General features: G+C 72.8%; 1 protein-coding gene (only partly in view). It reads right to left on the reverse strand.

The genetic code is table 11. From position 1 onward, the window contains the following. Positions 1-26,406: part of a preprotein translocase subunit SecA coding region (locus LL648_RS00005; RefSeq protein WP_441344295.1), annotated on the reverse strand (this coding region is incomplete at its 3' end). 5,534 nt of the annotated region lie beyond the right edge of the window; the window shows 26,406 of its 31,940 annotated nt.

Genomic DNA, 26,406 nt, shown 5'->3' on the forward strand with positions numbered 1-26,406 from the left:
GTCGACGTCGTCGGAACCGGGGTGGTCGGAGTCGTCGTCGGCACCGGCGTCGTCGGAGTCGTCGTCGGCACCGGCGTCGTCGGCGTCGTCGTCGGAACCGGCGTCGTCGTCGGAACCGGCGTCGTCGTCGGCACCGGCGTCGTCGAAGTGGTCGGCACCGGCGTGGTCGGCGCAGGCGTCGACGTCGTGGTCGACGGCGGCGGGCTCGTCGGCTGCGCCCTCGCCGCCGGCGCGAACCACAGAGCAAGGATCGCCACACCGGCCACAACCGCGGCAACCACCAAGCCTCGCCGCACCGGCGAACCGCGGATCCCACCAGCCCGCACGAACTCCCGCAACCGCCACGCACCCGCGGCCAGCACCGACCCACCGGCCAGCAGCATCAGCGCCGGCCCGAGCCACCCCCTCGAAGCGACAGCGCCGGACCCGTCATCCGCACTCGCCGAACCGGCGAGGATCACCAGCAGCGCCACCGCGGTGCCCACCAGCAGCGCCCACCGGCGAACGCGAGCCGACGTCACCCAGCTCCACACGCCGGCCGCGATCAGCCGCAGCGGGTGCACGTTCGCCCGGCCGGCGGGACCGGGGCGGGTCGTCCCGCCGCCGGACGGCGGCCGGCGCCCGGTGACACCCCAGATGACGGCCGCAGCTGCGCCGACGGCAGCGCCGAACGGAGGCACCGGGATGGCGGGCCGCAGCACGGCGAACCCGACCACCGCCACGACCATCGCCACCGTGAGGGCCCGGTCCGGCCCCCGCCCGCCGGGCAGGAACCACCAGCCGTCGAAGGGGCCGCCGGACAGCAGCCGCTTGGCGCCGGGGAACAGCGGCGCGCGGCCGGTCGTGCGCCGGATCGTCGCGACGGCGGCCAGTGTGACCGCACCGCCGGCGACCGCATCGGCGATGAACGCCGAGTACCCGAGCGCCATCGGCACCGACCAGGTCATGACCACGCTGGTGGCCAGGGCGCCGGCCATGGCGACCAGCACCGCGATCCGCACCTTCGACCCGACGGCCGGCCGCGCTGCCCCGCGGTCCATGCCGAGCACGACGAGCGTCGCGCCCAGCGCGAGCAGGCCGGTCACGCCGATGTGCAGCGACGCGCCCGACCAGGCCGCCAACCCGTAGATCACGTGACCGAGCTCGGCGCCCAGCGCCCAGCGACCGACCGATTTGAGGATCTGCAGCGCGTCCTTCGCCGCGGTCTGCTTCTCCTCGTTACCGGGGTAGAGCTTCTTGACCACGGCCATGATCGCCAGGATCAGCCCGGTCGTGCCGGCCTCGCCGAAGACCGCGTTGACGCTGATGCCGAGCACCGGCGCCCCCAGCAGGTGCTGGGACACCACAACCGCGAGCGAGCCGAAGGCGAGGAACGCGCCGACCGTGACCAGGAAGCTCATGGCGTTGCGGGTGAGGAAGTCCTCCTGCTGCTTGCCGGCGGCGCGGGCCTTGCGGGTCGCGCGGTCGCCGAAGATCGCCAGGCCGAGCAGCACGAGGTCGCCGGTGACGAGGCCGTAGTTCAGGCCGAGCTGGACGATCTGGGCCGCGTTCTCCTGCTTCACGACGATGGGCCACAGGTCGTCGAAGACGCCGAGCATCGCGGCGCCGGAGATGTAGGCGACGGCGGTGACGGCGATCCGCGGGTCGCGCAGCGCCTTGGCCGGGTCACGCACCGCACCCCAGGCAGCTTTCCGGAGGCCACCGGCCTCCGCGATCGTGCGGATCGGCACCCCGGGCTGCGACGGCACGGTCAGACCGAGCACGACCGCACCGATCACGGCTAGCCCCGCACCGGTGAGCGCCGCAACGGCCAGCCCCTGGTGCATCAGGACCGTCAGCACCACGAGCATGGTGGGCAGCAGCGCCATCTGGCCGACCCCGATCAGCGCGATCATCGTCGTCGGGTAGGACACGGCCTCGTTGCGGGCCCGCCGCATCAGGTTGCTGACATCAGCCCACGCGTCGGACTGGTCGAAGACCTTGAACCACGCCGTCGACGCCAACCCGAGCGCGAACGCCGCCGCCTGGTAGCCGAACGGGGTCGAGACGAACGCGAACGTCGAGAACGCGGCGGCCGTCAGCAGCAGCGCCGCCACCGCCCGCGCGCGACGCGGGAGGTAGTTCAGCGCCTGCGCCCACAGCACGATGCCGACCGCGTCGCCGGCCAGTGAGCGGGCGAGCAGCACCCCGTCCGCCACCCCGGCAGCACCCTCGGCGAACACCCGCGGTGCGTAGAGCGCGCCGAGGTTGATCGCCGTCCCGTACGCCACCGCCAGCAGGTAGGAGACCCGGTGGCCGGCGGTGTACTGCTCCCGCGGGCCGACCCCCGTGGCGCTGTCGACGGCCGCACCGAGCTTGGCCGGGCCGGCCCCGGCGGCCGCCGCCTCGTCACGGGCAGCCGCAACCGCCAGCTCGAGAGCGCGGCGGGCAGCCGCAACCGCACGCGCCACCTCGGCCAGCTCGGCCTCGGTCGCGTTCCCGGCGAAGAGCAGCTCCGCCTGCTCCTTCTCGACCTTCGTCAGCGCGACCAGCGGCTCCAGGATCTGGCGCACCGCCTGCCGCACTGCCTGCCGCACCGCGCGGCCGCCGCCACGACCGGTCGCGAAGGCCAGCACGATCCCACGCAGGACGGCCTGCAGCGCGCGGGCCTGGTCGGCCAGCGGCACGCCTGCGGCACCCACCAACCCGACGAGGGCAGCCGGGTTGCGCAGCAACGCCTCGACGGCCGCCGGCGGGGCGCGGGCCAGCAGCGCTCCGAGGATCCCATCGAGCCGGAACCTGCCCTCGCCCGCCGCGTCGAGCATGCCGGCGGCGGCAAGGGCGGTCAGGTGGCCGCCGATCTCCGCCTCTGCCCGGGAACGGCCGAGCCCGTGCGCGCGCAGCTGCGCGACCAGCGCCACCATCCAGGCCGGCGACCCGGCCGGGAGACCGGAGCGGACGACCGTGGCGACCGACGCCGCGGTCACGGTGCCGGCGCCGCGCAGCAGGAGCCCCACCGCGAGCCGCCACACCGCCCACGCCACGGCGGCCGGCGAGCCGAGGCTCGGCAGCGCTGCGGTCTTCACCTCCTCGAACTCCACGGCGAGCTCGTCCCGCCCGGTTGCCGGGCCGCTCACGCGCGTGTCCGGGGCCAGCACGTCGGCGATCACGACGGCGCGGGCGAGCAGCTCCGCGCGCTCGGCTGGACCAGTGCCGGCGCCGGTGCCGAACACCGCAGCGTCGTTGCGGATCGTCGGGTTGTCGAACTGCCCGGTGGTCTCCGCGAACACCGACCGGTACCAGGCATCGAGCAGCTGCGCGAGCTCGGCGTTCGGGTTGCCGGCCAGGATCCGCTCGATCCGCAGGACCGTGGCGAAGGTGTCGCGGTCGACCGCGACCCACCGCTCGCCGCTGCTCACCCACGCGTACACGTCGAGGGTCGCGACGCCGATCCGCCGCGCGGCCCACCGCACCAGCCCGCGCACCGGGTGCAGCACGACCGTGCCCACGACCCCGCCGCTCTCGTCCCGGACCGCGCGGGGCAGGACGACCGTCTCGCCCTTGCGGTACCCACCGCGCAGCCACCGCTCGAGGCGCCCGATCCGCCAGATGGTCACCTTCGTCGGCTTCGTCGAGGCCGTGGCGGAGCGGCGCTTGAGGACGAAGGTGACAACACCGGCCACGGCCAGCACGCCACCCGTCCCGAGCAGCACCCACACCCCGACCGACGGCCCGCCGGGCTGCCCGACCTGCGCGGTCTGCTGCACGGCCGCGCTCGCGACGCCGGTGAGCACGAGCAACAGCACGACGGTCGTCACCGCCACGACGGCGATCCGCAGGAGGGTTCGGGCGCGGGTGGGCCCGCGGATGGAACCCGCACCGTGCAGCGGGCCGGGCAGGAAGCTCGTCGCGCCCCGGCCGAGCAGGTACAGGCGGCCGCCGGCCAGCAGGACAGCCGCGGCGGCGAGCGAGGTCAGCGCCTGCGTCGTCGTCGGGGCCGCGCCCGTCATCAGCGACGGAGCCAGCCCCAGCGTCGCCACGACACCCATCAGCACTGCACCGCGCACCATCAACCGGACGGCGGGGACGGTGCCCCGGGTGGTGTTCGAAGGGGTGGGGTCGTTGCTGCCCATGGGGGTCGACGCGGAATCGGGTTGGCGCGACAGTGCTACCGCCGCCCAGACGGCCAGCCCGGCAACAACGGTCATCAGTGCCGCGACACCGCGCCAGCCGGCCGCGTTGAACACCACCGCGGCCGCCGGTGCACCCACCATGCCGAACAGCGCGGACGTCACAACCGTCGCGGCCAGCGCCGCCGCCCCCTGCTTCCCGAGCTTGGCGTCGGCGAGCCCGTTGACCCCCAGACCGACCCCCGCGTTGGCGAGGTTGAACATGAGGGCGGCGGCCCCGATCCCCCACACCGCAAGGCCGGCAACCGGGACGAGCGCGGTGACCAGGACGCTCAACGCGCCCGCCCCCAGCACCACCGCCATCGTCACCAGGAACTTCCCGGCGCGATCGCCGAGCAGGTCGGCCTTCTTGAACTCCGCACCCGATCGGAGCGCCTCGATGCGCCTCGCGTGGTTCTTCCGATCCGCTGGGATGAACAGCATCAGCAGCAGGAGGTTCCCGATGACGACGCCACCGTTGAACAGCACCAACAACGCGTCGTTGTACGAGCCGGTGGCGAGCAGCGCCTCCCGCCAGACGGCGTTGAACGCGTTCTGGACGAACGCCGTGAAGCCGAACACCAGCGCCGCGAGCTGCACCAGCTTGTTCCTGAGCGACACGGGGACGGATCTCAGCGAGTCCTTCGCCTTCCTGGCCATGCGCGTCACCGGATTCCCGGCCGTTTCGCTTCCGGTCCGCTCGGCGGGCGGCAGCATCGGCGACCTCGGGAGTGCAGGCGGCATCGTCAGCCACAACAGACCCGCCCCGACAACAACCGATCCCGCCGTCGCCCAGGCGCTGAACGTCGCCGACGTCAACGCCGGAAGCGACAGCGCCCCCCACGTCAACAGCCCGGCGAGGGTCCCCACCACTGCGATCACCGAGTCGAGCCAGCGCGGCTTGTCGCCGTTGTCCCAGCGCGCCTGCGTGGTGTCGCCGACCCACCTCTTCACGTTGCCGTTCAGCATCGGGAACGAGCTGGTCGCAACCCCGAGCAGGAACGCCGCACCGAACACCAGGACCGGAGCCCAGCCGACCACCACCGCGAAGACGACGTACGCAGCCGCCGACAACATCGAGAACCGCAGCGCCAGGGTCCGTCCGGGCAACCGGTCCCACAACGGGCCGAACAGCAGCGAACCGGCCAAGAACCCGGCCGACACCAGAGGCATCACCAGCCCGGCGTCCATCGGGGAACCAGCCAGCAGCGCCGCCAGGCTCGAGTAGCCGGTCGCGATCGCACCCAACGCCCAGGCGGCACCGAACCCGAACGCGAACCGGAGCGAAGCGCCGAGCTGGACCCGCCACCGCGCCACCCGCCCCGGTGGCACCCACCGATCGAACCCGACCAGCAGCTCGAACGCCGACGCCAGCAGCTCCTCCTGCCGCGCCTCGCCGGGGTTACCGTCGAGCTCCCTCAGGATCAGCAGCAACCTGGCGAACAGGAAGGTCTGCGCCTGGACCTGCGCCGGCATCCACCGCTTCCCACTGTTACGCAGGATCGGCAGCAACGCGCGGTACAACGACAGCCGCACGTCCCGCTGCTGAGACGCCTGCACGCCCGCCCCAGCGCCCAGGATCCGCGCGCTCAACTCGACCAGCGCAGACTCCAACTGGGCCGCATTCCGCGGCGGTGACCGCGCCGAACCGGCGCCCACCGACCGCGCCCGCAACGACCGCACCATGAGCACGACCGTGACGGTGCCTGCCACGGCAAGCAGACCGCCCGTCCCGAGCAGCACCCACACCCCGAGGGACGGCCCGCCGGGCTGGGCGATCGGTGTGGTCTGCAGCGTGGCCGCGCTCGCCATGTCGACGAGCACGAACACCAGCACGATGGCGGTCACCGCCACGACGGCGATCCGCAGGTGGGTCCGGGCGCGGGTGGGCCCGCGGATGGAACCCGCACCGTGCAGCGGGCCGGGCAGGAAGCTCGTCGCGCCCCGGCCGAGCAGGTACAGGCGGGCAGCGGCCAGCAGGACGACCGCGCCGGTGACCAGCGTCAAGATCGGGGCCGCGCCCGTCGTCACGAACGGCGCCAGCACCATCGCCGCCACCACACCCATCGCTGCGGCACCCTGCGCCACCCGCCGGACGACCGGACGGACGCGAGCGCCTCGGCCGCCCTGCTTCGTCCGCGGAGCGGCCCCGTAGCGGCGCTGCAGCAACACCGCGACGGTGACGGCTGCGAGCGAGCCCACGGCCAGCTGCACGGTCACCGCCGGCCAGCCGCCCGCGGCGTAGAGCAGGGTGCCCAGCTGCGTGCCGCTGTACTGGCCGGCCGCCTTGGCGATGCTGGCCAGCCCGAACACCACACCGACCTGCGCCGGGGTGATCACACCGCCGCGGGCGGCGATGACGGCGACGAACGCACCGATCGCCATCCCCATGCCGGTTGTGCCCGCTTCGCCGAAGAAGGCCGCCGCCACGATCCCACCGGTCGGATCGAGCAGCACCCACTGGGTGAACCATGCGGCGAAGCCACCCGCGAACAACACACCGGCCAGAGCGATCATGAACATGGCCGGCGCCTTCTCCACGAGGTTGCCGGCAACGGCGTTGGAGCCGACGGCCGCGCCACGCCGTCCGGAAAGCCGGTTCCGCAGCGCCGCGACGATCTGGCTGCCCTGCTCGGCGACGACCAGCACCAGCCCGCCGAAGACCAGACCCAGCGGCAGCAGCCAAGCGATGCCCTGCGCGGACGCAGGGAGCGCGGCACGCCACAGCGCGTCGAACGGCGCGATCGTGAACGCTCCCAGGAACGAGTACACCGCAACCGTCTGCGCCAGGCGATGACGTGCCATCTGCCACGGAGCGGCCTCGATCTGGACCACGCTGCGGCCGGCCCGGCTCCCCGGCAACCGCGGCGCCACAACGGCCAGCAGCACCGCCGCAGCCGCCACCAACAGCGCCGACACCGCAGCCGCGGTCCCGACCGAGGGCAGCAGCGCCGTCTGCAGGGTCTGCATACCGGACTGCACAACGGTGATGCCGCCCCACACCACCGTCACCATGAGCGCCGTGCGCCGAACCGAGCCCGGATCGCCGGCGCGCGTCGCGTTCAGCCACCCCTGCGCACTGCTGGCCAACAGGGTCCAAACCCCCGCCGCCGCGCCGAGCCCGAACGCGCCGATCCACAGCAGGGCCGTGCTCGGCGCGACGGCGAACAGCACGAACGCCGCCGCTGATGCCCACAGCGCCCCGACCCCGAGCCGGTTGGGTGCCACCGGCATCCACGGCGCCGCGACGAGCACCAGCGAGAGGAAGAACCCGAGGAACGTCGCCGAGGCCAGCACCCCTTCGCCGACCCCGTGGATGCCCGGGGCGAGCGTGGCGGCCGTGTAGACACCCGAGGACACCATCCCGGCCGCGAACGTCGCCACCGCGACGAACGTCCAGCGGTGTGCCGGTGACCCGCTCTCCCGCCAGTCCCGAACGCTGTCGGCCCGGTGCCCGACCTGGCGCCGGAGCTCCTCGATCCCCCGCCGCAGCACAACCTGCAGCCCCAGCGCGCGCCCCACCCCGACCACCAGCACGGCGCCGGCCGCCCCGAGCGCGACCACGATCGGCACCGACCAGCCGAGGATCAGCCCGGCCGACGCAGCGAGCACGACCACCGGGGCAGCCACCGCAAGCGCCACCCGCATCGGCACCCCGATCCGGCGACCCGGCACCGCAAGCACTCCGGCCACCGCGAGCACGGCGCCCACCCCGGCCAGCAACCACACCCCACCCGGCGTCCCACCGGCCTGCGCCACCTGCTGCAGCTCCGGCGTCCGCACGGTCACCGCACCCGCCTCGCCGGCGAACCCGACCATGACGGCCGGCGGGATCGCCGCTACCAGCAGCACGCGGATCAAGGTCGGCAGCGACCTGACCTTCGCGAGCACAACTCCGAGCAGGGCGGCGAGCCGGCCGCCCCGACCGCTCTCGACGTCATCGGCGATCGTGCTCAGGGCCGTGACCACGGCGGCGAGCTGCTGCGGGCTGAGCTTCTTCTTCGCCAGCTCCTTCCGCCGGTCGATCTCGGCCGGGCTCAACACGTGCACGACCCCGACCTCGGCGATCTCGGCCTGCTCCTGCGCGTTCTGCACGACCGTGTCCATCAACCGCTGGTGCAGGTGCTCCTTGCCGGCCCTCGGCGCCTGCACGAACGCGGCGATCATCGACCCGATGTCGCCGAAGCCGGCGTTGCGCAGCGCTTCGAGGATCGCCTTCGCCCCGGCCTCGGGCAGCAGGCCCTCCAGGGCGCGCCACGGCGCGATCCGGTACCTGCGGAACCCGACCGCCCACACGATCTGGACCGCCGCGACCCCGACGGTCAACCAGAACAACCGCTGCCCGGAGTCGCCGACCAGCGCCCACACCGCCTCCGGCGGAGCACGTGCCGAGATCGCGTCCGTGACCCGCTGGATCGGCCCGGACATCACCAGGTTGCCCAGCGACACCCCGACCCAGAACGCGCCGCCCTTGGCCGCGTTGATCAACGTGGTCGTGGACGAGTTCGGCGCGTACGCGCTGGAGGGGACGCGGCCCCATCCGGTGTAGACGGCGCCGTTGACCCACAGGACCAGCAGCGCCGACAGGGCCGGGGTCGCCCAGAGCCACGCGGCCGGCGCGATGACCATGACCGCGCCCAGCACCGTCATCGCAATCAGCATGCGCGTGTGCCCGGTCCAGTCCTTGCGTCCATCACGCGGCTTGCCGATCGCGCCCAGCGGCTTCTCCAGCTTCGGCCAGATCGAGCTGGTGAACACCGCGATCGCACGGGGCAGGAACACCATCGCCGCGACCAGCGACACCCCGATCGCCCCGAGCACCAGATCCAGCGGCCACACCGCAGCACCGCCGGCGCCGGACGAGAACAGGCCGACCATCGGCTTCACCATGCCGCCGCCCAGCGCGTAGAGCGGCAGCCCCGTCAGCAGCACACCCAGCGGGTTGGAGAAGAACAAGAACCGGACCCAGCCGCTCTTGGTGGAGCGGACCTTGTCCGACGCCCGCACCACGGACTCGGGGATGCTCGGCGGCTCCGCGGTCTCGACGGTCGGGTCGACCGACCGCACCAGGAAGACGAACACGCCGATCGCGTATATGCCGACGACAACCGCCGCGATGACGGACGTCCCGCCGACCCCGATCAGGCCGTAGCCGACGAGCATGAGCTGGATGAACACCATCTGACCGGTCTTCAACCAGGTCTGGATCGCTGCCGAGCGCTGCGCCGCCAGCTCCTGCACGACCGGGTTGTAGATCTCGAATCGGGCCCGCATCGGACCGACGGTCGGGATCCACGTCGCGATCAACACCGTCGACAGCAACAAGCCCAGCAGGCCACCGCCGAGGCTGACCAGCGAGAGCCCGATCAGCCCCGCCGCCGTCGTGATCATGACGACGGTCAGCTTCTTGATCAGCTTGTCGCCGAACAACGCGTAGACGACGTTGCCCAGCGGGTCCAGGATCGCCAAGCGGCTGCCCCAGTCGGTCACCCACTGGCCGCTCTGACCGTATTGACGGCCGATCACCTCGGGGTCGGCGGTGAACGTCTTCGACGCCTCGCTCGGCAATGCCGAGTACAAGCCGAAGATCTTCGCGAAGTAGTGCCCCACGACACCCAGCGACGCGATCCCGGTTGCCGTCTCCGCCTGCTTGCGGCTGAACCCGGCCAGCACCGCCGCGCTCAACGCCGCCCGCAACGCCGCCGTCTGCCGATCGACGACATCCTTGACCAACTTCCGGATGTCCGTCGGGTAGTTGAGCTTTTCGTCCAGCAGGCGCAACCGCTCGGCCAGCTCGGCATCGATCGCCGCCAACCGCGCACCGATGTCACCGCCGCGCCGGGCCGCGATCCGCCGCTGCCACCACGTGCCGGACGACTGCCAGGTCCGCAGCCGCTCCAGCTCGACCCGCTCGCGCAGCTGCTCCTGCAATGCCCTGATAGCAGCGCGAGCCGTCCGCAGATCGCCCATCAACGCCCGCAGCTCGCGCAGCCGCGCCGGCTGCAGGAACAGCGGCACCAGCGCGCGGAAGCCACGACCGCTGGTGCGTGCGTGCTGCCACCACAACCCGCGCAGCGCCTTGAACAGCTCCCGCGACAGGTCCTTGGTCTCCGCCTTCGCCGCGTCGAGCTTCGGCAGCACGAACGTCGCATCCGCGACGAACGCCGCCTCGACACCAGGCGGACCCCGCGCCAACAGCGAGATCAACATCGGCGACGGCGACCACGACACCCCACCATCACCACTGACCAGCAACGGCTCCACATCCGCCGCCAACTTCGCCGCCAACTCCGCAACCTCGGTCGGCGACCCGGCACCCGAACCACCCACGATCCGAGCCGCAACCTGTTCCACAGTCGCCGGTCGGCCGCCCGTCGCCTTCCACCACAGCGCGTACACCGCGTGCACCACAGCCAGCCCGGTCACCACCGACCCGGCACCCGCCGGGGCCATCGCCCGCGCCCGATCAGCCCAACCCGCCACCTGCTTCTTCCACGCCCGCGCCCGCAGCACCCGCCGGCCGAGCGAGACCGCCCACAGCACACCGACGGCGATCAGCGCTCCGCGGACCGTGACCACCGCGTTCACGACGTCGCCCAGCAGCGGCCCGGCCTGCGCCCACACCGCCGTCCGCACCGCCGGGAACACCACCAGCACCGCGGTCGCGGCGATCACCGCAACCTGCGCGACGCTCCACACCGTCCGCAGGCCCAGCACCCGACCCACGCCGACGACCAGCAGCGAACCGGAAACACCGAGCGTCGCCACGACGGGCACCGACCAGCCGAGGATCAACCCTGCCGAAGCAGCGAGTACAACCACCGGGGCCGCCACCGCGAGCAGCATCCGCGGCAGCACACCCACCCGTCGACCGGTCGCTGCGAGGACCCCGGCCAGCGCAAGCACCGCGCCGACCCCGGCCAGCAACCACACACCACCCGGCGTCGCACCGGACTGCGCCAACTGCTGCAGTTCGGGCGTCCGTTCGGTGACCGCACCGGCATCACCCGCGAGCGCCACCATCACCGTCGGCGGGATCCCCGCCACCAGCAGCACACGGATCAAGGTCGGCAGCGACCTGACCTTCGCCAGCACGATCCCCAGCCACGCGGCGAGGCGGCCGCCCCGACCGCTCTGGATGTCGTCGGCGATCACCCGCAGCGCCGCGATCACCGCTGCCAGCTGCTGCGGGTCGAGCTTCTTCTTCGCCAGCTCCTCCCGGCGCTTGATCTCCGCCGGGCTCAGCACATGCACGACCCCGACCTCGGCGATCTCGGCCTGCTCCTGTGCGTTCTGCACGACCGTGTCCATCAACCGCTGGTGCAAGTGCTCCTTGCCGACCCGCGGCGCGTGCACGAACGCCGCGATCATCGACCCGATATCGCCGAAGCCGGCATTGCGGAGCGCTTCGAGGATCGCCTTCGCCCCGGCCTCGGGCAGCAGGCCCTCCAACGCGCGCCACGGCGCGATCCGGTACTTGCGGAACCCGACCGCCCACACGACCTGCACCACGGCAACACCGACGGTCAACCAGAACAGCCGCTCCGCCGCGTCACCGACCAGCGTGTGCACGACCTCCGGAGGCGCCCGCGCGAGGATCGCGTCCTTGACCCGTCCGATCGGCCCGGACATCACCAGGTTGCCCAGCGACACCCCGACCCAGAACGCCCCACCCTTGGCCGCGTTGATCAACGTGGTGGTCGACGAGTTCGGCGCGTACTCGCTGGACGGAACCCGTGCCCAACCCGTGTAGACCGCCCCGAGGACCCACAGCACGAGCATCGGCGGCAGCGCGGGGTTCGCCCACAGCCAACCGGCCGGTGCCACGACCATCACGGCGCCCAGCACCGTCATCGCGATCAGCATCCGCGTGTGCCCGGTCCAGTCCTTGCGATCCGCGCCCGGCTTCCCGACCTGCGTCAGCGGCTGTTCGAGCTTCGGCCAGATCGAGCTGGTGAACACCGCGATCGCCCGCGGCAGGAACACCATCGCCGCGACCAGCGACACCCCGATCGCCCCGAGCACCAGATCCAGCGGCCACACCGCAGCACCGCCAGACCCGGACGAGAAGAGCTCGACCATCGGCTTCACCATGCCGCCGCCGAGCGCATAGAGCGGCAAGCCGGTCAGCAGCACACCCAGCGGGTTGGAGAAGAAGAGGAAGCGCGCCCAGCCGCCCTTCGTAGAGCGGACCTTGTCGGACGACCGCACCACGGACTCGGGGATGCTCGGCGGCTCCGCGGTCTCGACGGTCGGGTTGACCGACCGCACCAAGAAGACGAACACACCGACCGCGTAAGCGCCGACCACAACCGCCGCGACAACCGACGTACCGCCGACCCCGAGGATCCCGTAGCCGACCAGCATCAGCTGGATGAACACCATCTGACCGGTCTTCAACCACGTCTGGATCGCCGCCGAACGCTGCGCCCTGAGCTCCGGCAGGACCGGGTTGTAGAGGTCGTACCGCGCCCGCATCGGGCCGACCGTCGGGATCCACGCCGCGATCAACACCGTCGAGAGGAGCAGGCCCGGCAGCCCGCCGCCGAGGCTGACCAGCGACAGGCCCAGCAGCCCGGCCGCGGTGGTGATCATGACCGCGGTCATCGACTTGATCAGCTTGTCGCCGAACAACGCATACAGGACGTTGCCCAGCGGGTCCAGGATCGCCAGCCGGCTGCCCCAGTCGGTCACCCACTGACCGCTCTGACCGTAATGACGACCGATCACCTCCGGGTCGGCGGTGAACGTCTTCGACGCCTCGCTCGGCAAGGCCGAGTACAAGCCGAAGATCTTCGCGAAGTAGTGCCCCACCAAGCCCACCGACGCGATCCCCGTCGCCGCCTCCACCTGCTTGCGGGTGAACCCGGCCAGCACCGCCTCGCTCAGCGCCGCCCGCAGCGCCGTGACCTGCAGCGCGACGACCTCGTCGACCAGCTTCCGGACGTCCGCCGGGTAGGTGAGCTTCGGCCCCAGCAGGCGCAGCCGCTCGGTCAGCTCGGCGTCGATCGCCGCCAACCGGCCCACGATGTCGCCGCCGCGGCGCAGCGCGATCTGCCGCTGCCACCACGCCCCGGACGTCCGCCACTGCTGCATCCGCTCCAGCGACGCCCGCTCCGCGAGCTTCGCCTGCAGTTCCCTGAGCGCGGCGCGCGCCGTGCGGAGGCCGGCCGTCGCCACGCGCAGCTCGCGCAACCGCGCCGGCTGCAGGAACAGCGGCACCAAGGCGCGGAAGCCACGACCGCTGGTGCGTGCGTACTGCCACCACAACCCGCGCACTGCCTTGAACAGCTCACGCGACAGGTCGCTGGCCTTCGCACCCGCCGCGTCGAGCTTCGGCAGCACGAACGTCGCATCAGCCAGGAACGCCGCCTCGACCCCGGGTGGGCCGCGCGCCAGCAACGAGATCAACATCGGCGACGGCGACCACGAACGCCCACCGTCACCGCTGACCAGCAACGGCTCCACATCCGCGGCCAAGGCCGCAGCGAGCGTCCCGACCTCGGCCGGAGAACCGGCACCCGAACCACCGACGATCCGAGCCGCGACCTGGTCGGTGCCCACGGGCGCGCCGGTCGCCTTCCACAGCTCGTACACCGCGTGCACCACGGCCAGCCCGGTCACCGCCGACCCGGCACCCGCGGGCGCCATCGCCCGGGCCCGATCGGCCCAACCCGCCACCTGCTTCTTCCACGCCCGCGCCCGCAACACCCGCCGGCCGAGCGAAATCACCCACAGGGCCCCGACCCCGATCAGCAGCGAGTCGACCGACGACACCGCGTGCACGACGTCCCCGAGCACCGGCCCGACCTGCGCCCACACCGCCGTCCGCACCGCCGGGAACACCACCAGCACCGCGGTCGCGGCGATCACCGCAACCTGCGCGACGCTCCACACCGTCCGCAGGCCAATCATCCGGCTCACGCCGACGACCACCACGGCACCGGCCACACCGAGCGTCACCACAACCGCGTTCGGCCAGCCGAGCACCAGCCCCATCGCCGCCGCGAGAACGACCACCGGCGCCGCCACCGCGAGCACCACCCGAGTCGGCGCCCCGACCCGGCCGCTCGGTACCGCGAGCACCCCGGCCACCGCGAGCACCGCGCCCACCCCGGCCAGCAACCACACGCCGGGCGGCACGCTGCCGAACGCCGCGAGCACGTCGCGGACCAGCTCGCCGATCGCTCCCGGCTCCAGCCCGACCGCCGGGCCGAACAGCGGCACGAGCATCAGCAGCGCGACGACGCTCAAGAGCGGGTTCATCTGCAGGCTGCGCAGCCGATCACCGGCATCCCGCGCGGGCGCCAGCAAGGTGGCGGCCAACCCCAGCACCGCGGAGACGATCATCGCCACGGCGGCGGCCAGCGCAAGGCCGGACGAACCCGGCATCGCCAGCACGATGGTCCCGGCGAGTACGAGAACAGCTGTCGCAAGCGCGACCAGCGGTGGCCCGCGCGCCCGGGCCAAGCCCGGGAAGGCGAAGACGAGCGCGAAGGCGGCACCGGCGAGACCGACGAAGAGGAACGCCGGGCCCGACCCGCCGCCGAAGATCACACCGATCCCGCCACCGAACCCGAACCCGCCGGCGATGCCGCCGAGCGCGCGGGCCAGCGGACCGCGGGAGCCGGGTCGCCTGCCTGCGGCCGGGGCCACCGCACCGGGCTCGACGCCCTTCGGAGCGGGCGGAGCAGGAGCAACTGGAGCCGGAACTGCCGGAACCGCAGGAGCGGTCGGAGCCGTGGGATCGGTCGGCTCCTCACCCGCGCCCGTCGTGGGCCCGCCCGGTGTCCCGGGCACAGCCGGCGCCCCGGCGTTCTGCACCAGCGGCACGGTCGTCCCGGCGTCGTCCGTCGTGGCCGTCGCCGTGGTCGTGCCGGTGGTCGTGGTCGTGCCAGTGGTCGTTGTCGTGGTCGTGCCGGGCTCGCCGGCAGCCGTGGCGCCGCCCGTCGCGGACGTGGACGTCGTCTGGCCGCCGCCCACGTCGTTCGAGCCCGTGCCATGGCCTTCGCGCGCGTCACCGGTCGGTGCGCCGGTGCCCGGCTCACCCGTGGTCGTTGCAGCAGCGGAGCCGGTGGCGTCGCCCGGTGTGGTCGCCGCTGTTGCGGAACCGGCCGTGGACGTCTCACCGGCGTTCTGGGTCGTCGTGTTCTGGGTCGTCGTGTTCTGGGTCGTCGTGTTCTGGGTCGTCGTGTTCTGGGTCGTCGTGTTCTGGGTCGGCTCGTCCGTGGCCGCGGTCGCATGCGCCTCGGCGGAGGACGTTCCGGACGGGAGTGTGCGGGAGGTGCCCGCGCCGATCCCGTTGCGCTTGTAGAGCTCGTACAGCCCGCGGACGGTCAGACCGCCGACCACCACTCCGGCGATCACCGGTGCGACGTGCAGGCTCGGGTCGGACCCGTGGAGGCTGTTGGTCGCGAGCACGAAGGCGGCGACGACCATCGGCAAACCGGGTGCCGGTGCCATCAGCGGGGCGAAGATGGAGTTCTGCCCGTCCCGTGGTGGGCCGCGCAGCCTGCCCAGCTTGACCATCGCGTTGGCCAGGCCGATGCCGGCGACGAGCGAGATGCCCGTGAGGCCGGTCGTCAGCTGGTCGGGTGCGTCGAGGAGCGCGCCGGCGAGGAGACCGCTCAGGGAGGCCAGCAGCGCCGTCATGGCGGCCGCACGGGCCGTCCGGACGGCCCGGACCGCCGCGGCGCGCTTCTCCGTCTGCTCCACCACGGTCGCGGCGGGGTCGTCAGCCTGCTCCTCGGGCGCGACCTGCTCCGCGTGCAGCTCGGCCTGGATCTCGGAGTCCTCGGCCAGCGCGCGGAGCGCGGCCAGCTCCTCGGGCGACCGGGTGTTGTTCTCCTCGGCGTCGGTCACCATCTCGTTGAGCATCGCGGCGCGGTCCGCCCAGTACGCGGCGGCCTCTTCCCGGTGCTCGGCGACCTGCTCCTCGGTGGGCTCCAACGAGACAGCCGCATCGACGGGCAGCGCATTCAGCACCCCGACGAGCGCGCCGATGGCCGCGTGGAACCGGACGCGGTCGGTATCCCCGTCAACGCCGGCATCCTGGGCTGCGGCGAGCCGTTCGAGCGCGGACGCGGCGCTCATCGCCGTCATCCGGACGAGCCCGCCACCAGGCCATGCTCCGTTGTCGTCGACGAGCGCGGCGCCGGCCCCGGCGAGCCTGCGCAGCTCCGCCGCCGCCTCGCCGAACCTGCCGCCGGCGGCGAGCGACACCACCGTGCGGACGTTGCCGCCGGTCAGGCCTGCCTCGTGTGCCGGAGTGGTCGGTCGCAGGGTCGGGACGTCACCCAGCTCGCCCGTGACAGCAGCGAGATCGGTGGCGGCGACGGTCTCCGCCGACGGCGGACCGGTCGCGCCCACCGCGGCGAGGTAGTCCGCCAGCGCTGTGCCGAGCTGCTGGGACGTCTCGGCGAGCGTGGTGTAGGCCGCTGTGCGGGCGGCACCAGGCAGCGCGCCGGCGATCTGGGCCCGCACTTGCGCGATCCGCTCGTTCAGCGCGTGCACGACGTCCGCCGCGTCGCGGACCTGGGTCGCGGCGGGACCGGTTGTGCTCCCGCCGCCGTCGCCGATGCGCGGGCCCGCCCGGCCGGTCTGCACGACGACCGTGTCCGACTTCGTGGGGTTCGCGAGCACCCGCTTCAGGGTCTCGAACTGGTTCTTCTCCGAGTTGCGCTGGGCGTCGAGGAAGTACTTCTCGACCACGGGATCGCCGTCGATGCTCTTCGTCGCGCCCTCGTACTTGGCCAGCAGCTGCGCCCGCACCTTCGGGTCACCGAACTTCATGGACAGCTCGCCGGTGAGGGAGGCCGTCGCGACCGCGTCGCCGGGGTCGCCCTGGCGGCCGGCCCGCCCGTCGTGCTGGCCACCGATCCGGCTCGACATCGACATCGTTCGCACGACCCCGAGACCGCCGGCGTCGACCGCGGCCTGGCGGTCCGCGGCCAGGACGATCACCGTCTCGCCGTCGTAGCTGCCGCCCAGCTTGATGTCGGTGCCACGACCGGCGGTCAGGTCGGCCAGCGTCACCGCACCGACGCGCCCGGCCTCGCCGACGGTCTCCGGCCGGATCATCATGTCGTCGGCCGACGCGGTGACGGTCTGGTAGCTGATTCCGTACTCGTCGCGCAGCAGGTTCGCGAGCGCCGTCGTCTCGGCGATCGAGCCCGAGATCGCGAGCACCGGCCGGCCTTCGCGGTGCGACTGCGCGACCATCTCGGCCGTCGCCGCGAGCTCCGCGCCGTCCGATGCGTAGTAGAGGACCTTGGTCGGGCCCTTGCTCCCGTGCGCTCCGGGGACCGTCGCCACGTCGAGCCCGTACAGCCCGAACGACTTCACCGTGTAGTCCGTCGCGCCCTTCTCGGTGGGCAGGCCGCTGCGGGCGGTGCCGGTCATCCCGGAGACCGAGCCGTACCGCGCGTAGTGCTGCTGGCGGGTGAGCGTCAGGTCGGTGTTCTGCTCGGGCTTGATCGTCACACCCTCCCGCGCCTGGATCGCCTGCTGCTTACCGTCCCGCAGCGACTGTCCTGGCAGCTGGTGCCCGGTGATGCGGCTGAGGAGCACAACGGTGTCGCCCTCGACCAGGTAATGCTTGCCCTTCACATAGCCACTGATGCTCAGCGCCTGCTGCACCTGGTACTGCGTCGCCCCGCGGGTGTCCTCGGCGACCAGCCGCCGACCGGCCGCGCTGAGCTTCACCCGTCCGAGGAACTTCGAGTAGTGCTGGCCCCGGACCATGTTCTCCGCGATGTCGTTCGCCGCGTAGTAGGTCTCGTCGCGCCGGACGAGCGCCTGGTCGGGGCGCGAGGAGATGAAAGGCGACGGGCTGTCGACGAACGGCGAGTCCGCCTCGTCGACGTTCACCGCGTCGCGGCCCTCCTGCACCAGCTGCTGCGCGGCGAGCTCCACGTCCTCCGGCGAGAGCCGCGAGCCTTCCTCACCCGGCTTCGGCCACGGCTGGGGCTCCAGGCCGTTGCGCTCCGCGAACTTCGCGGACTTCTGCTCGGCCTTCGCGTCGGCCGCCACCCGCTCCCGCGCCGCGAGGATCTGCCGGTCGTGGATGCCGTCGAAGACGAACGGGTTCTCCGCGCCGTAGGTCTCGGACATCCGGTATTGGGCGTTCTGGTCGGCCACCGAGTACTCCGGGTCGCTGACGTCGCGCAGCAGGCCGACCTCCTCGCCCTGCCGCTGCGCGATCCGGCCGCCGACCTCGGCGCTCGCGCGGGCCAGCTCGCCGTCGGGTGCGACGTGGTGCACGCCCCGGCCGGGCTGCACGGTGCCGTCGGGCTCCATGGACCGCAGGCTGGCCCACCGGCCCCACACGACGTCGACGAACGTCTTGCCCTCGCCGGGCGGCAGCTCGACGACCGTGCCCTTGCTGCCGTTGCGCTTGTTGAACAGCTCGAACGCGGCCCGGAGCTGGGCGTCGGTGAGCACGGCCCGGGTGCCCTCTTCGCGGCCGGGGAACTCCCGCCGGATGCTCTCGAGGGCCAGCCCGACGGATTGGCCCAGCTCCGCCTTGTGCGCCTCGGTCGTGCCGCCGGCCTCGTGCACCCGGGCGATCTGGGCCCGGCGTTCCGCCGTCTCCTGTGCGATCTCCTCGGCCCGGGTGAACGGTGTCCCGTCCTCGTGGAAGGCCTCCGCCCGCAGACGCTCCCCCACGGAGCGGGCCTCCGCGATCTCCGACGTCCACTGGCCGGCTTCGCGGGTCTCGCGCGACCCCCGCGAGAAGATCCGCGACCAGAATCCGCCGGTCGACGCCGACGGCGTGGGCGCCGGGGTCGACGGTGGGGACGCCGGCACCGCGGGCGACACAGGGGTGGTCGGTGCGGCCGGATCGCCCGTGCCGTCGGTGGCGCGGACCTGCGGACCGTCCAGGCCGCCGCTCTTGGTCGTGCCCGCCGCGGAACCGCCCGCCTCGTCGAGCGGCTTGCCGTCCAGGCCGAGGCCGTCGACCCCGAGCTCGTCGAACAAGGCTGCCATCTCGTCCCGGCCCGCTGCCGCCGCGGCAGCGCCTTCGCCGTTCTCCTGCGGGGTCGACGTGCCCCGCTCGCCGTCGTGCGCCGCGACCATGCCGAGCTCGCCGTCGGGCCGCTGGTAGGTGAGGCGCCGGGACTCGAGGCCGTTCCAGGTGTCCGTGACGACGTTGAACTGCGCGAACTCCTCCGGGTTGGCCGCCATGGTCGCGGCCAGCTCGTCGACGGTGACCCCGAGTTCGTTCGCCACCGCCTGGGCATCGCGCGTCGGCTTGCCGTCCATCACGGTGTGCACGTCGGCGGCGGTGAGGGGTTCGGTCCGGGCGGGAACACCCTCGCCCGGTCGGGCAGGCACGGGCACGCCGTCGACCGCGGTGGTCGGGGCGCCGCCCTGCTCCGGAACGACCCGCAGGGTCGGGGCCGCAACCTCGGGTGCGGCGCCCGTGCGAACCGGCGCAGTGCCCGGCTGACCGTCGGTGGGCAGCGGTTCGACGACCCGCAGCCGCGGCCCAGTGCCAGGCCGCCCGGCGCCCGGCTGCCCAGTGATCGGCGCAGCGGTCGGATCGTTGGTGGTCGGCCGGGCCACCGGGGCCAGCTCGCTCGGTACCGGTGCGGACGTCTGCGACCGCGACGGGGTTCCCGGCTCCTCGACGACCGGCTTCACGGCCCGGCCGGTGCCGGCCGGCGCCGGCTGGCCCGTCACGGAGACCTGACGGTCGGTGGGTGCGGCAGCAGGCTGCCCGTCGCCCGCCCCGACCGCACGCTGGGTGCCGGAAGCCGGAACCGTCGTGCCGGTTTCGGTCGCCCCGACGCGGACGGTGCCCGCACCGACGACGTCGTCGGTGCCACGCCCGGTACTCGGGCCGGTGCGCTCGTCGCCCATGCCGAGCGGCGTGTCCGTCGTGCCGGCAGGGAGTGTGGTCTCCGGTTGCCCGGCGCCCTGCCCGCCCGTGCCGTTGCCCGACGGCTTCCCGCCGGCTCCGCTGGATGCGCCGGTGCCGGTGCCACCGCCGCCACCGGTGCCGCCACCGCCCTGGCCGGCCGGTGGTCTGGCCGGAGGCTGCGCGGGGACGGGGTTGCCACCGCCACCGCCAGCGCCACCACCACCGACGGTGGGCCCTTGCGGCCCGCCTTGGGGCGGGGGCGGCGGGCCGCCCGGAGGCGGACCCATGCCGGCGTTCTTCGCGTTCATCCGGTTCTTGAGGATGGTCGGCCCGACGAGCATGGCGATGTTGAGCGCGATGCCGCCGACCGCCTCGATCTTCTCGCCGGTTTTCATGTCGTGCCAGCGGTCGACGGTCTGGTTGATGGTGTCCACGGTGGCGACGGCGAAGGTGCCCATCGCCGGCACGTTGACGATGTTCGCCGTCGTCGCGAACCGGCTGGCCATCGTGAACCGGCTGGTCGCGCCGAGCGCGTTGCCGGCTGCCGCCATCTTGGCCGCACCGCTGGCCAGTTTCGCGCCGATCCCGGCGGCGCCGAGCGTGACGACCGACAAGCCGTTGCCGACGAGTGTGAAGACGGCACCGCGCGCCGCGGGCGACTCGAAGATGTCGTTGCTCTGGCCGTGCGCGCTGCGTGCGCTCAACGTGTTGTACGCGTCGATGCTCGACCCTGCGATCCCGCCGGCGAGCAGGACGCCACCGATGATCGGTGCCGCCGTGCCACCGGATCCGATGATCAACGCACCGGTGCCGACGACCAAGAGGCCCGTGAAGACCCATCCCTTCGCCTTGTCCCAGCCGGAGACGTACTTGCCCGAGACGTTCTCCAGCCGGATCTCCCCGGCGGCCGTCTTGGACCAGTCCGCGGCACCCAGCAGGCGTGTGTCCTCCCTGAAGAGGTCGTTCTGGACCCTGAAGTCCCACTTGTTGTTGAAGTAGGAGCCGTCCGGGGCGAAGAACCGCTCGCTGCCGTCGGTGTTGGTGACCCGCTGGATCGGCATGCCGCTCAGCTCGCCGGTTGTCGGGTCCACGTACAGCTCGATCAGCTCGTGGATCTTCGCGCCGTCCTTCGCGAACCCCTTGATGCCGTTCCTGATCGTGTTGCTGCTGAGCGCCTCGAGATCCTTCGGGGTGAGGGTCCGCTCGGCCAGGCGTTCCCCGATGACCAGGTCCGGCGCGCCCTGGGAGGCGAACTGGGCGCGGCGGTCGGCCGGGGTGCGTCCGATGAACGGGTCGCCGGCCAGGCCGCCCTGGTCGAGGAACTTGATCTTCAGCGCGTCGGTGACCGCGTCGTACTGCGGCTTGAAGTACGCCGACCGCATGGCGAGGTAGGCATCGGGCCGGCCGGTGCTCGGCAGCGCCATGTCGTCGAGCAGGCTGGTGGGCGCGCGGGCGCCCCGATCCCGGGCGATGGTGTTGTAGTTCAGCTCGGCGAGGCCGGTGAGCTGCTTGTACTGATCGGCCAGCTTGACCTGGCGCGGATCGCCGGACGCGGCCATCTGCTCCTGCAGCGCAGTGGCCTCGGTCAGCAGCCCGCCCCACTGGCGCAGCCGCGCGGCCATGGCGGGGTCGCCCGCGGAGTCGGCGAACTCGAGGTCGGCGTTGCGCCGGTCCTGCAGGGATGTCGTACCGAGCTGGACGGGCTTCGGCAGCCGCCCCTCGACGCCGGCGATGCCGTCCTTGATGGCCGTGATGGCCGCGAGCTCCTGCTCCATCCGGACGACGTCCGCCAGCTGCACGTTCTTGCTGTCCTTGAGCCTGCCGACCTCGGCGTTGTAGGCCGCGGTGCGCTCGTTGATCGCCTTGCGCCGCGGGACGAGGCTCAGGCTGGCGATCTGGGCGGCGTCGGCCTTCGCCTGGTCTGCGGGCGACAGCGGCGGCGCCAGCGGCTTGCCCCGCTCGTCGAACCCGAGCCCGTTCAGGCCCTGCTCGGCGGCCTTCTTGCGGTCCTCCGGGGTGTTGCCGGGGGCACCGAGCCGGCCGGGCAGGGTCGGGTCGCCGCCGAGCTGCTGCTCGCGGGCGCCCGTCAACGTCTGCTGGGAGAGGGTCGTGATGCCGTCGATGACCGCGCGCGCGTCGCCGAAGCCCCGGCTCTCCGCCGCCGCCTTGTCGATCACGTCGAGGTAGGGCTTGAGGTCGCGCTCCTCGGTCGCGGTGAGGCCGCCCTCGTTGGCCGCGCGCTGCTTGGCCAGTGCCTCCTGCAGCTGCGGGAACTTCTGCTGGAGCTGCTGGCTGGTGACATCCAGCTGGCTCAGCGTGCTCGTCACCTTGATCGAGGACAGGCCACGCTCCAGCGAGCCCATCGGCGTGCGCTTGTCGAGGTACTCCTTCGCCTTCGCCGGGTCCTGCTTCTGCAGCTCGCGGAGGGCGGCGTTGCTCAGCTCGGGCAGCGGCGCACCCGCCGGCAGCCCGAGGTAGTTGGCCAGCTCCTTGTCGACCTGCGTGTCCTGCGCGGGGCGGGTCGCGGTGGGGTCGAGCACGATCCGCCACGACTCGTCCGGGTCGCCGATCCAGCCGAGGTCCTTGACGGTCGGGTCGCTGCTCTTGCAGCTGCCCAGCCCGCCGCGGCAGCCGATGCCGCTGTTACCGGTGATCTTGCCCGCGGCGTCGACGGTCGGGAACAGCTGCACACCCTCGGTGCTCGGGACGGTCTGGCGCTGCTTGGCATCGGCCTCGCTGACCGGCTCGATCGTCTGGCCGAGCACGTTGCGCCCGGTGCAGCCCAGCTGGTCGCCGCGGCAGTCGGAGCCGCCGCCGGGACCGAACTGGAACACGACGTTGCAGTCGATCTTGCCGCACTGCCGCTCGTTGCCGAACGGGTCGACCCACTTCTGCGTGGTGCCGCCGAGGTTCGTCATCGCGCCGCCGAGGCCCTGCCCGTTGGTCCCCGCCGGGGCGACCTGCTCGACGATCCTGCAATTCGGGCAGTCGGGGGGCTGGACCATGCCCTTCGGGCGGGTCAGCTTGCAGTCGCCCTCACAGGTGATCGTGCCGGGCTTGGTGGGGTCGGCCGAGCCGACGGCCTCGATCCCGTTGGCGGTGCCGGCCTCGAGGTCGGGGATGTGCACCCCGTTCAGCTTCGCGCCCGCCCGGTCGAGCAGATCACCCTCGATGGGGATCGGGATGCCCGCCTTCTTCATCGCGAGGATCTGCTCGGTGGTGAGCATGACGGTGTGGCTGGCCTCGCGCTGCTCTATCCCGTAGCCCTCCGGGCCCAGCCAGATCGACCCCGTCTGGCCGCCCTCGACCTTGAAGTCGTAGAAGTTGTTGAACGGGTTGCGCGTGATGATCGTGGTCCAGGTGCCGTCCGGCTTGATGCCGTTGCCCGCCGCCTTGATGACGTCGCCCTCGGCGGTCGTGACCTCGCCGAAGCCCTTGAACGAGAGGTTGGCGGCGTGGCCGAACCCGTCGCGGCCGGTGAGCGCCTTGTTCGTGTCGGCGATCTTGATCGTGTCGGTCCACACGCCGTGGCCGATGTCGGGGTTGCTGACCTTGCCGGCACAGCCGCCCGCGCAGGTGAACTGGAACGGCGCACCCATCGGGTTGGCGAACGACCCGCTGTTCGTGACGGGGCCCTTCGGCAGCGGCGCGTTCGGCACCTGCGGCTCGAACTTGATGGTGGAGCCGCTGCGGCCGTCGTACACCTCGCCGCGGTACGGGTTGCCCGGCGCACCGACCACCTTCCAGTAGCCGCGGCCCTGCTCGTCGCGGTACGAGACGGCTTCCTGGGTGCCCACGACCCGGTCGGTGGCCGGCTGGCCGATGACCACCGGGTTGGTGACGGTGATGTCCTTGGTGCCGGTCGGCCGGGGGTTGCCGTTGCGCTCGCCGTAGGTGGCCGTCACCGTGATCTGCTGCCCGTTGGCGCCGGTCACGGTGCACGGCGCCCTGCACGTGGTGGTCTTGCTGCCGGCATCGCCGTTGCCGGGGCCCTTGACCGTGATGGTGCAGTTGCCGGCGGCGTCGCACGCGCCCTCGCCGCCGTGGATCTGCCCCTGCAGCTTGCCGTCCGGGCCGACGACGCCGGGGCCGTTCCCGCTTCCGGGCCCGCCCTCGGGAACCCACACCACCACCGGCTGGAGCGGCGGGACGGTCGGGGTGAACGTCGAGTCGCCGTCGCCGTGGTAGTGCGAGCAGTCGCCGAAGCAGCTGCCGACGCCGCCCTGGGGGTGGCCCGGGATCGCCTGCGAGGAGACGCCGCAGCCGGTGCCGCTGGTGCCCGAGCAGGTGTCCTGGCGCCACGCCGACAGGATGCCGCCCCACACCCCGATGTCCGGGGGCAGGAACTGGCTGGCCTCGTCGCGTGAGACGGCCTTGTACCGGCGGTCGCAGTGGGAGAGGTCGGAGCAGCCGATGTTGGCCTGCGCGAACCCGGGGCCGGCCACGGCCTGCGCCCACACCCAGCCCCCGCCGCCACCGATCCCGCCGGTCCCGGAGTCGTGCGCGTACGCGTTGGCGTACGAGCCCGACGGGTCGCGTGCGGAGTCCCGTGCCGTGACCTCCCACTTGTACGAGCAGCCGGCGTTCTCGCTACCGGCGCAGGCCGCATAGGCCTCGGCGATCCCGTCGGTGGCGGAGGCGAAGGCGCTCGTGCCGCACCAGCCGGCGCCCGCCGCGCCGCTCGTGCCGCAGGAGGCGTCGGCCGTGGCCGAGTTCTTGCCCGCCGCGCTCTTGGACGTGCTCGCAGCCGAGAACTTGAACGTGCAGGTGGAGCCTTCGGCGGCCGCGCAGCTGGCCGCCACCTGGGCGCCGGTCTCGTTCGCGGCCGCGCGGCTCGAACCGGCGCACTGCCCGTCGGTGCCGCCGACGCAGTCGGTGACCGACCGGGCGGTGTTCGTGCCGACCCCGCCGACACCGGCGTGGTCCGCTGCGGCTTCAGTGTGCGTCCGGCACGCGGTCCCGTTGCAGAGCGCGTTGGTCTCGGCGATGAACTGGCCTGCGAAGCCACCCGTCGCGGCCTCGCAGATCCCGGCCGCCTCACAGGTGGCCGTGGCCGATGCCGTCACCTGCGGGGCGCCGACGGCCTCGCTCGACGAGGAGGCGCGCGTCGCGCAACCGCTCTCGGTGCCGTCGTCGCAGCCGGCCGAGACGTACGCGTTGGTCATCGCGAACTGCTGGGCGGGCTCGCCGCCCGGCGCGCTCGCGGCGGCGCTGCTGCCCGCGGTGATCTGCGCCTGGCACGGGGTGGTGCCGTCGCAACGCGTCGAGCCTTCGGCTGTGCTGCGCGCCTGCTGGCCGGCCGGCCCGGCCACGACGTTCGCGGAGCCCGTCAGCGAGCCCGTGCAGCCCTTGTCGGGGCACTGGATCTCGGACGTCGTCTGTCCGCTGCCGGAGTAGCCGGGCAGGTTCGGCGCGTTCGCCTCGGCGCCGGCCGGCTGGCCGGAGTCGCGCTCGACGACCGCCGTCACGTCGCTGGCGGCCACGCAGCCACCCTTGCCCGCCGTGCACGTCGCCGCGGTCTTCGCGTCGCCCGCAACACCCGAGGTCGAGCCCGTCGTCGCCGCCGTGCACCGCGGACCCGCGCACGCGGCCTGCGCGTACGACTTGGACATCGCGGCCGGTACGTCCGTCACCGGCTTCGCGGCCAGCTCGGCAGCCTGCTTCGCCGCCTCGCCCGCCTTCTTCGCCGTCTCGGCCGCATCCGCGGCCAGCTTCTTCTGCTCGGCGGTCGCGCCCGTGCGGGCGGCCACCTGTGCAGTCTTCTTCGCGTCCTGCTCCGCCTGCTTCGCCTGCTCGGCGAGTGCATCGGCGGTCTCGTTCTGCTGCTCAGCCACGATGTCGGCCACAACCTGGCCGGCGCCCGCGCTGGAGCTCGTCTGGACCTGGCAACCACCCGTGCCGGTGCAGCTGCCGCTGGAGTTCGAGACACCCTCTGGTGGGCCACGGGCCCCGTTGGCCCCTGCCACCGCCGTCGGGCCGTCCGAGCCGGCCGCGCTGCTGCGCGCCGTGCCCGTGCACTTCTGACCCGACGCGCAGTCCAGCGTCGCATCGGCCATCGACCAGCTCGACGCGCCCTGCACCGTCGGGGCGCCGGAGTTCGCGGACGAACCGGGCGCGGTCGGCGCCGGCGGGACGGCCGGCTGCTCGCCCTGCTTGCCCTGCACCGGCTCCTCGGCCGGCGGGCCGGTCTGCTCGCCGGTCTGCTCCGAGCTGACCGTCGCGTTCGCGGTCGACTTCGCCGCCACCACCGGGACGATCACGTTCGCGTCCGGGCCCGTCGAGGCACCCGAGTTCGTCACCGCCTGGCACACGCCGCCGCTGACTCCCTCGCAGGAGCCCTCGGAACGGGAACCGCGTGCGTCGGGCGAGACGCTCGGGTCGGTCGCGGACGCC

Origin of the sequence: Pseudonocardia sp. TRM90224 (assembly GCF_021245725.1) — a bacterium.
Taxonomy (GTDB): Bacteria; Actinomycetota; Actinomycetes; order Mycobacteriales; family Pseudonocardiaceae; genus Pseudonocardia.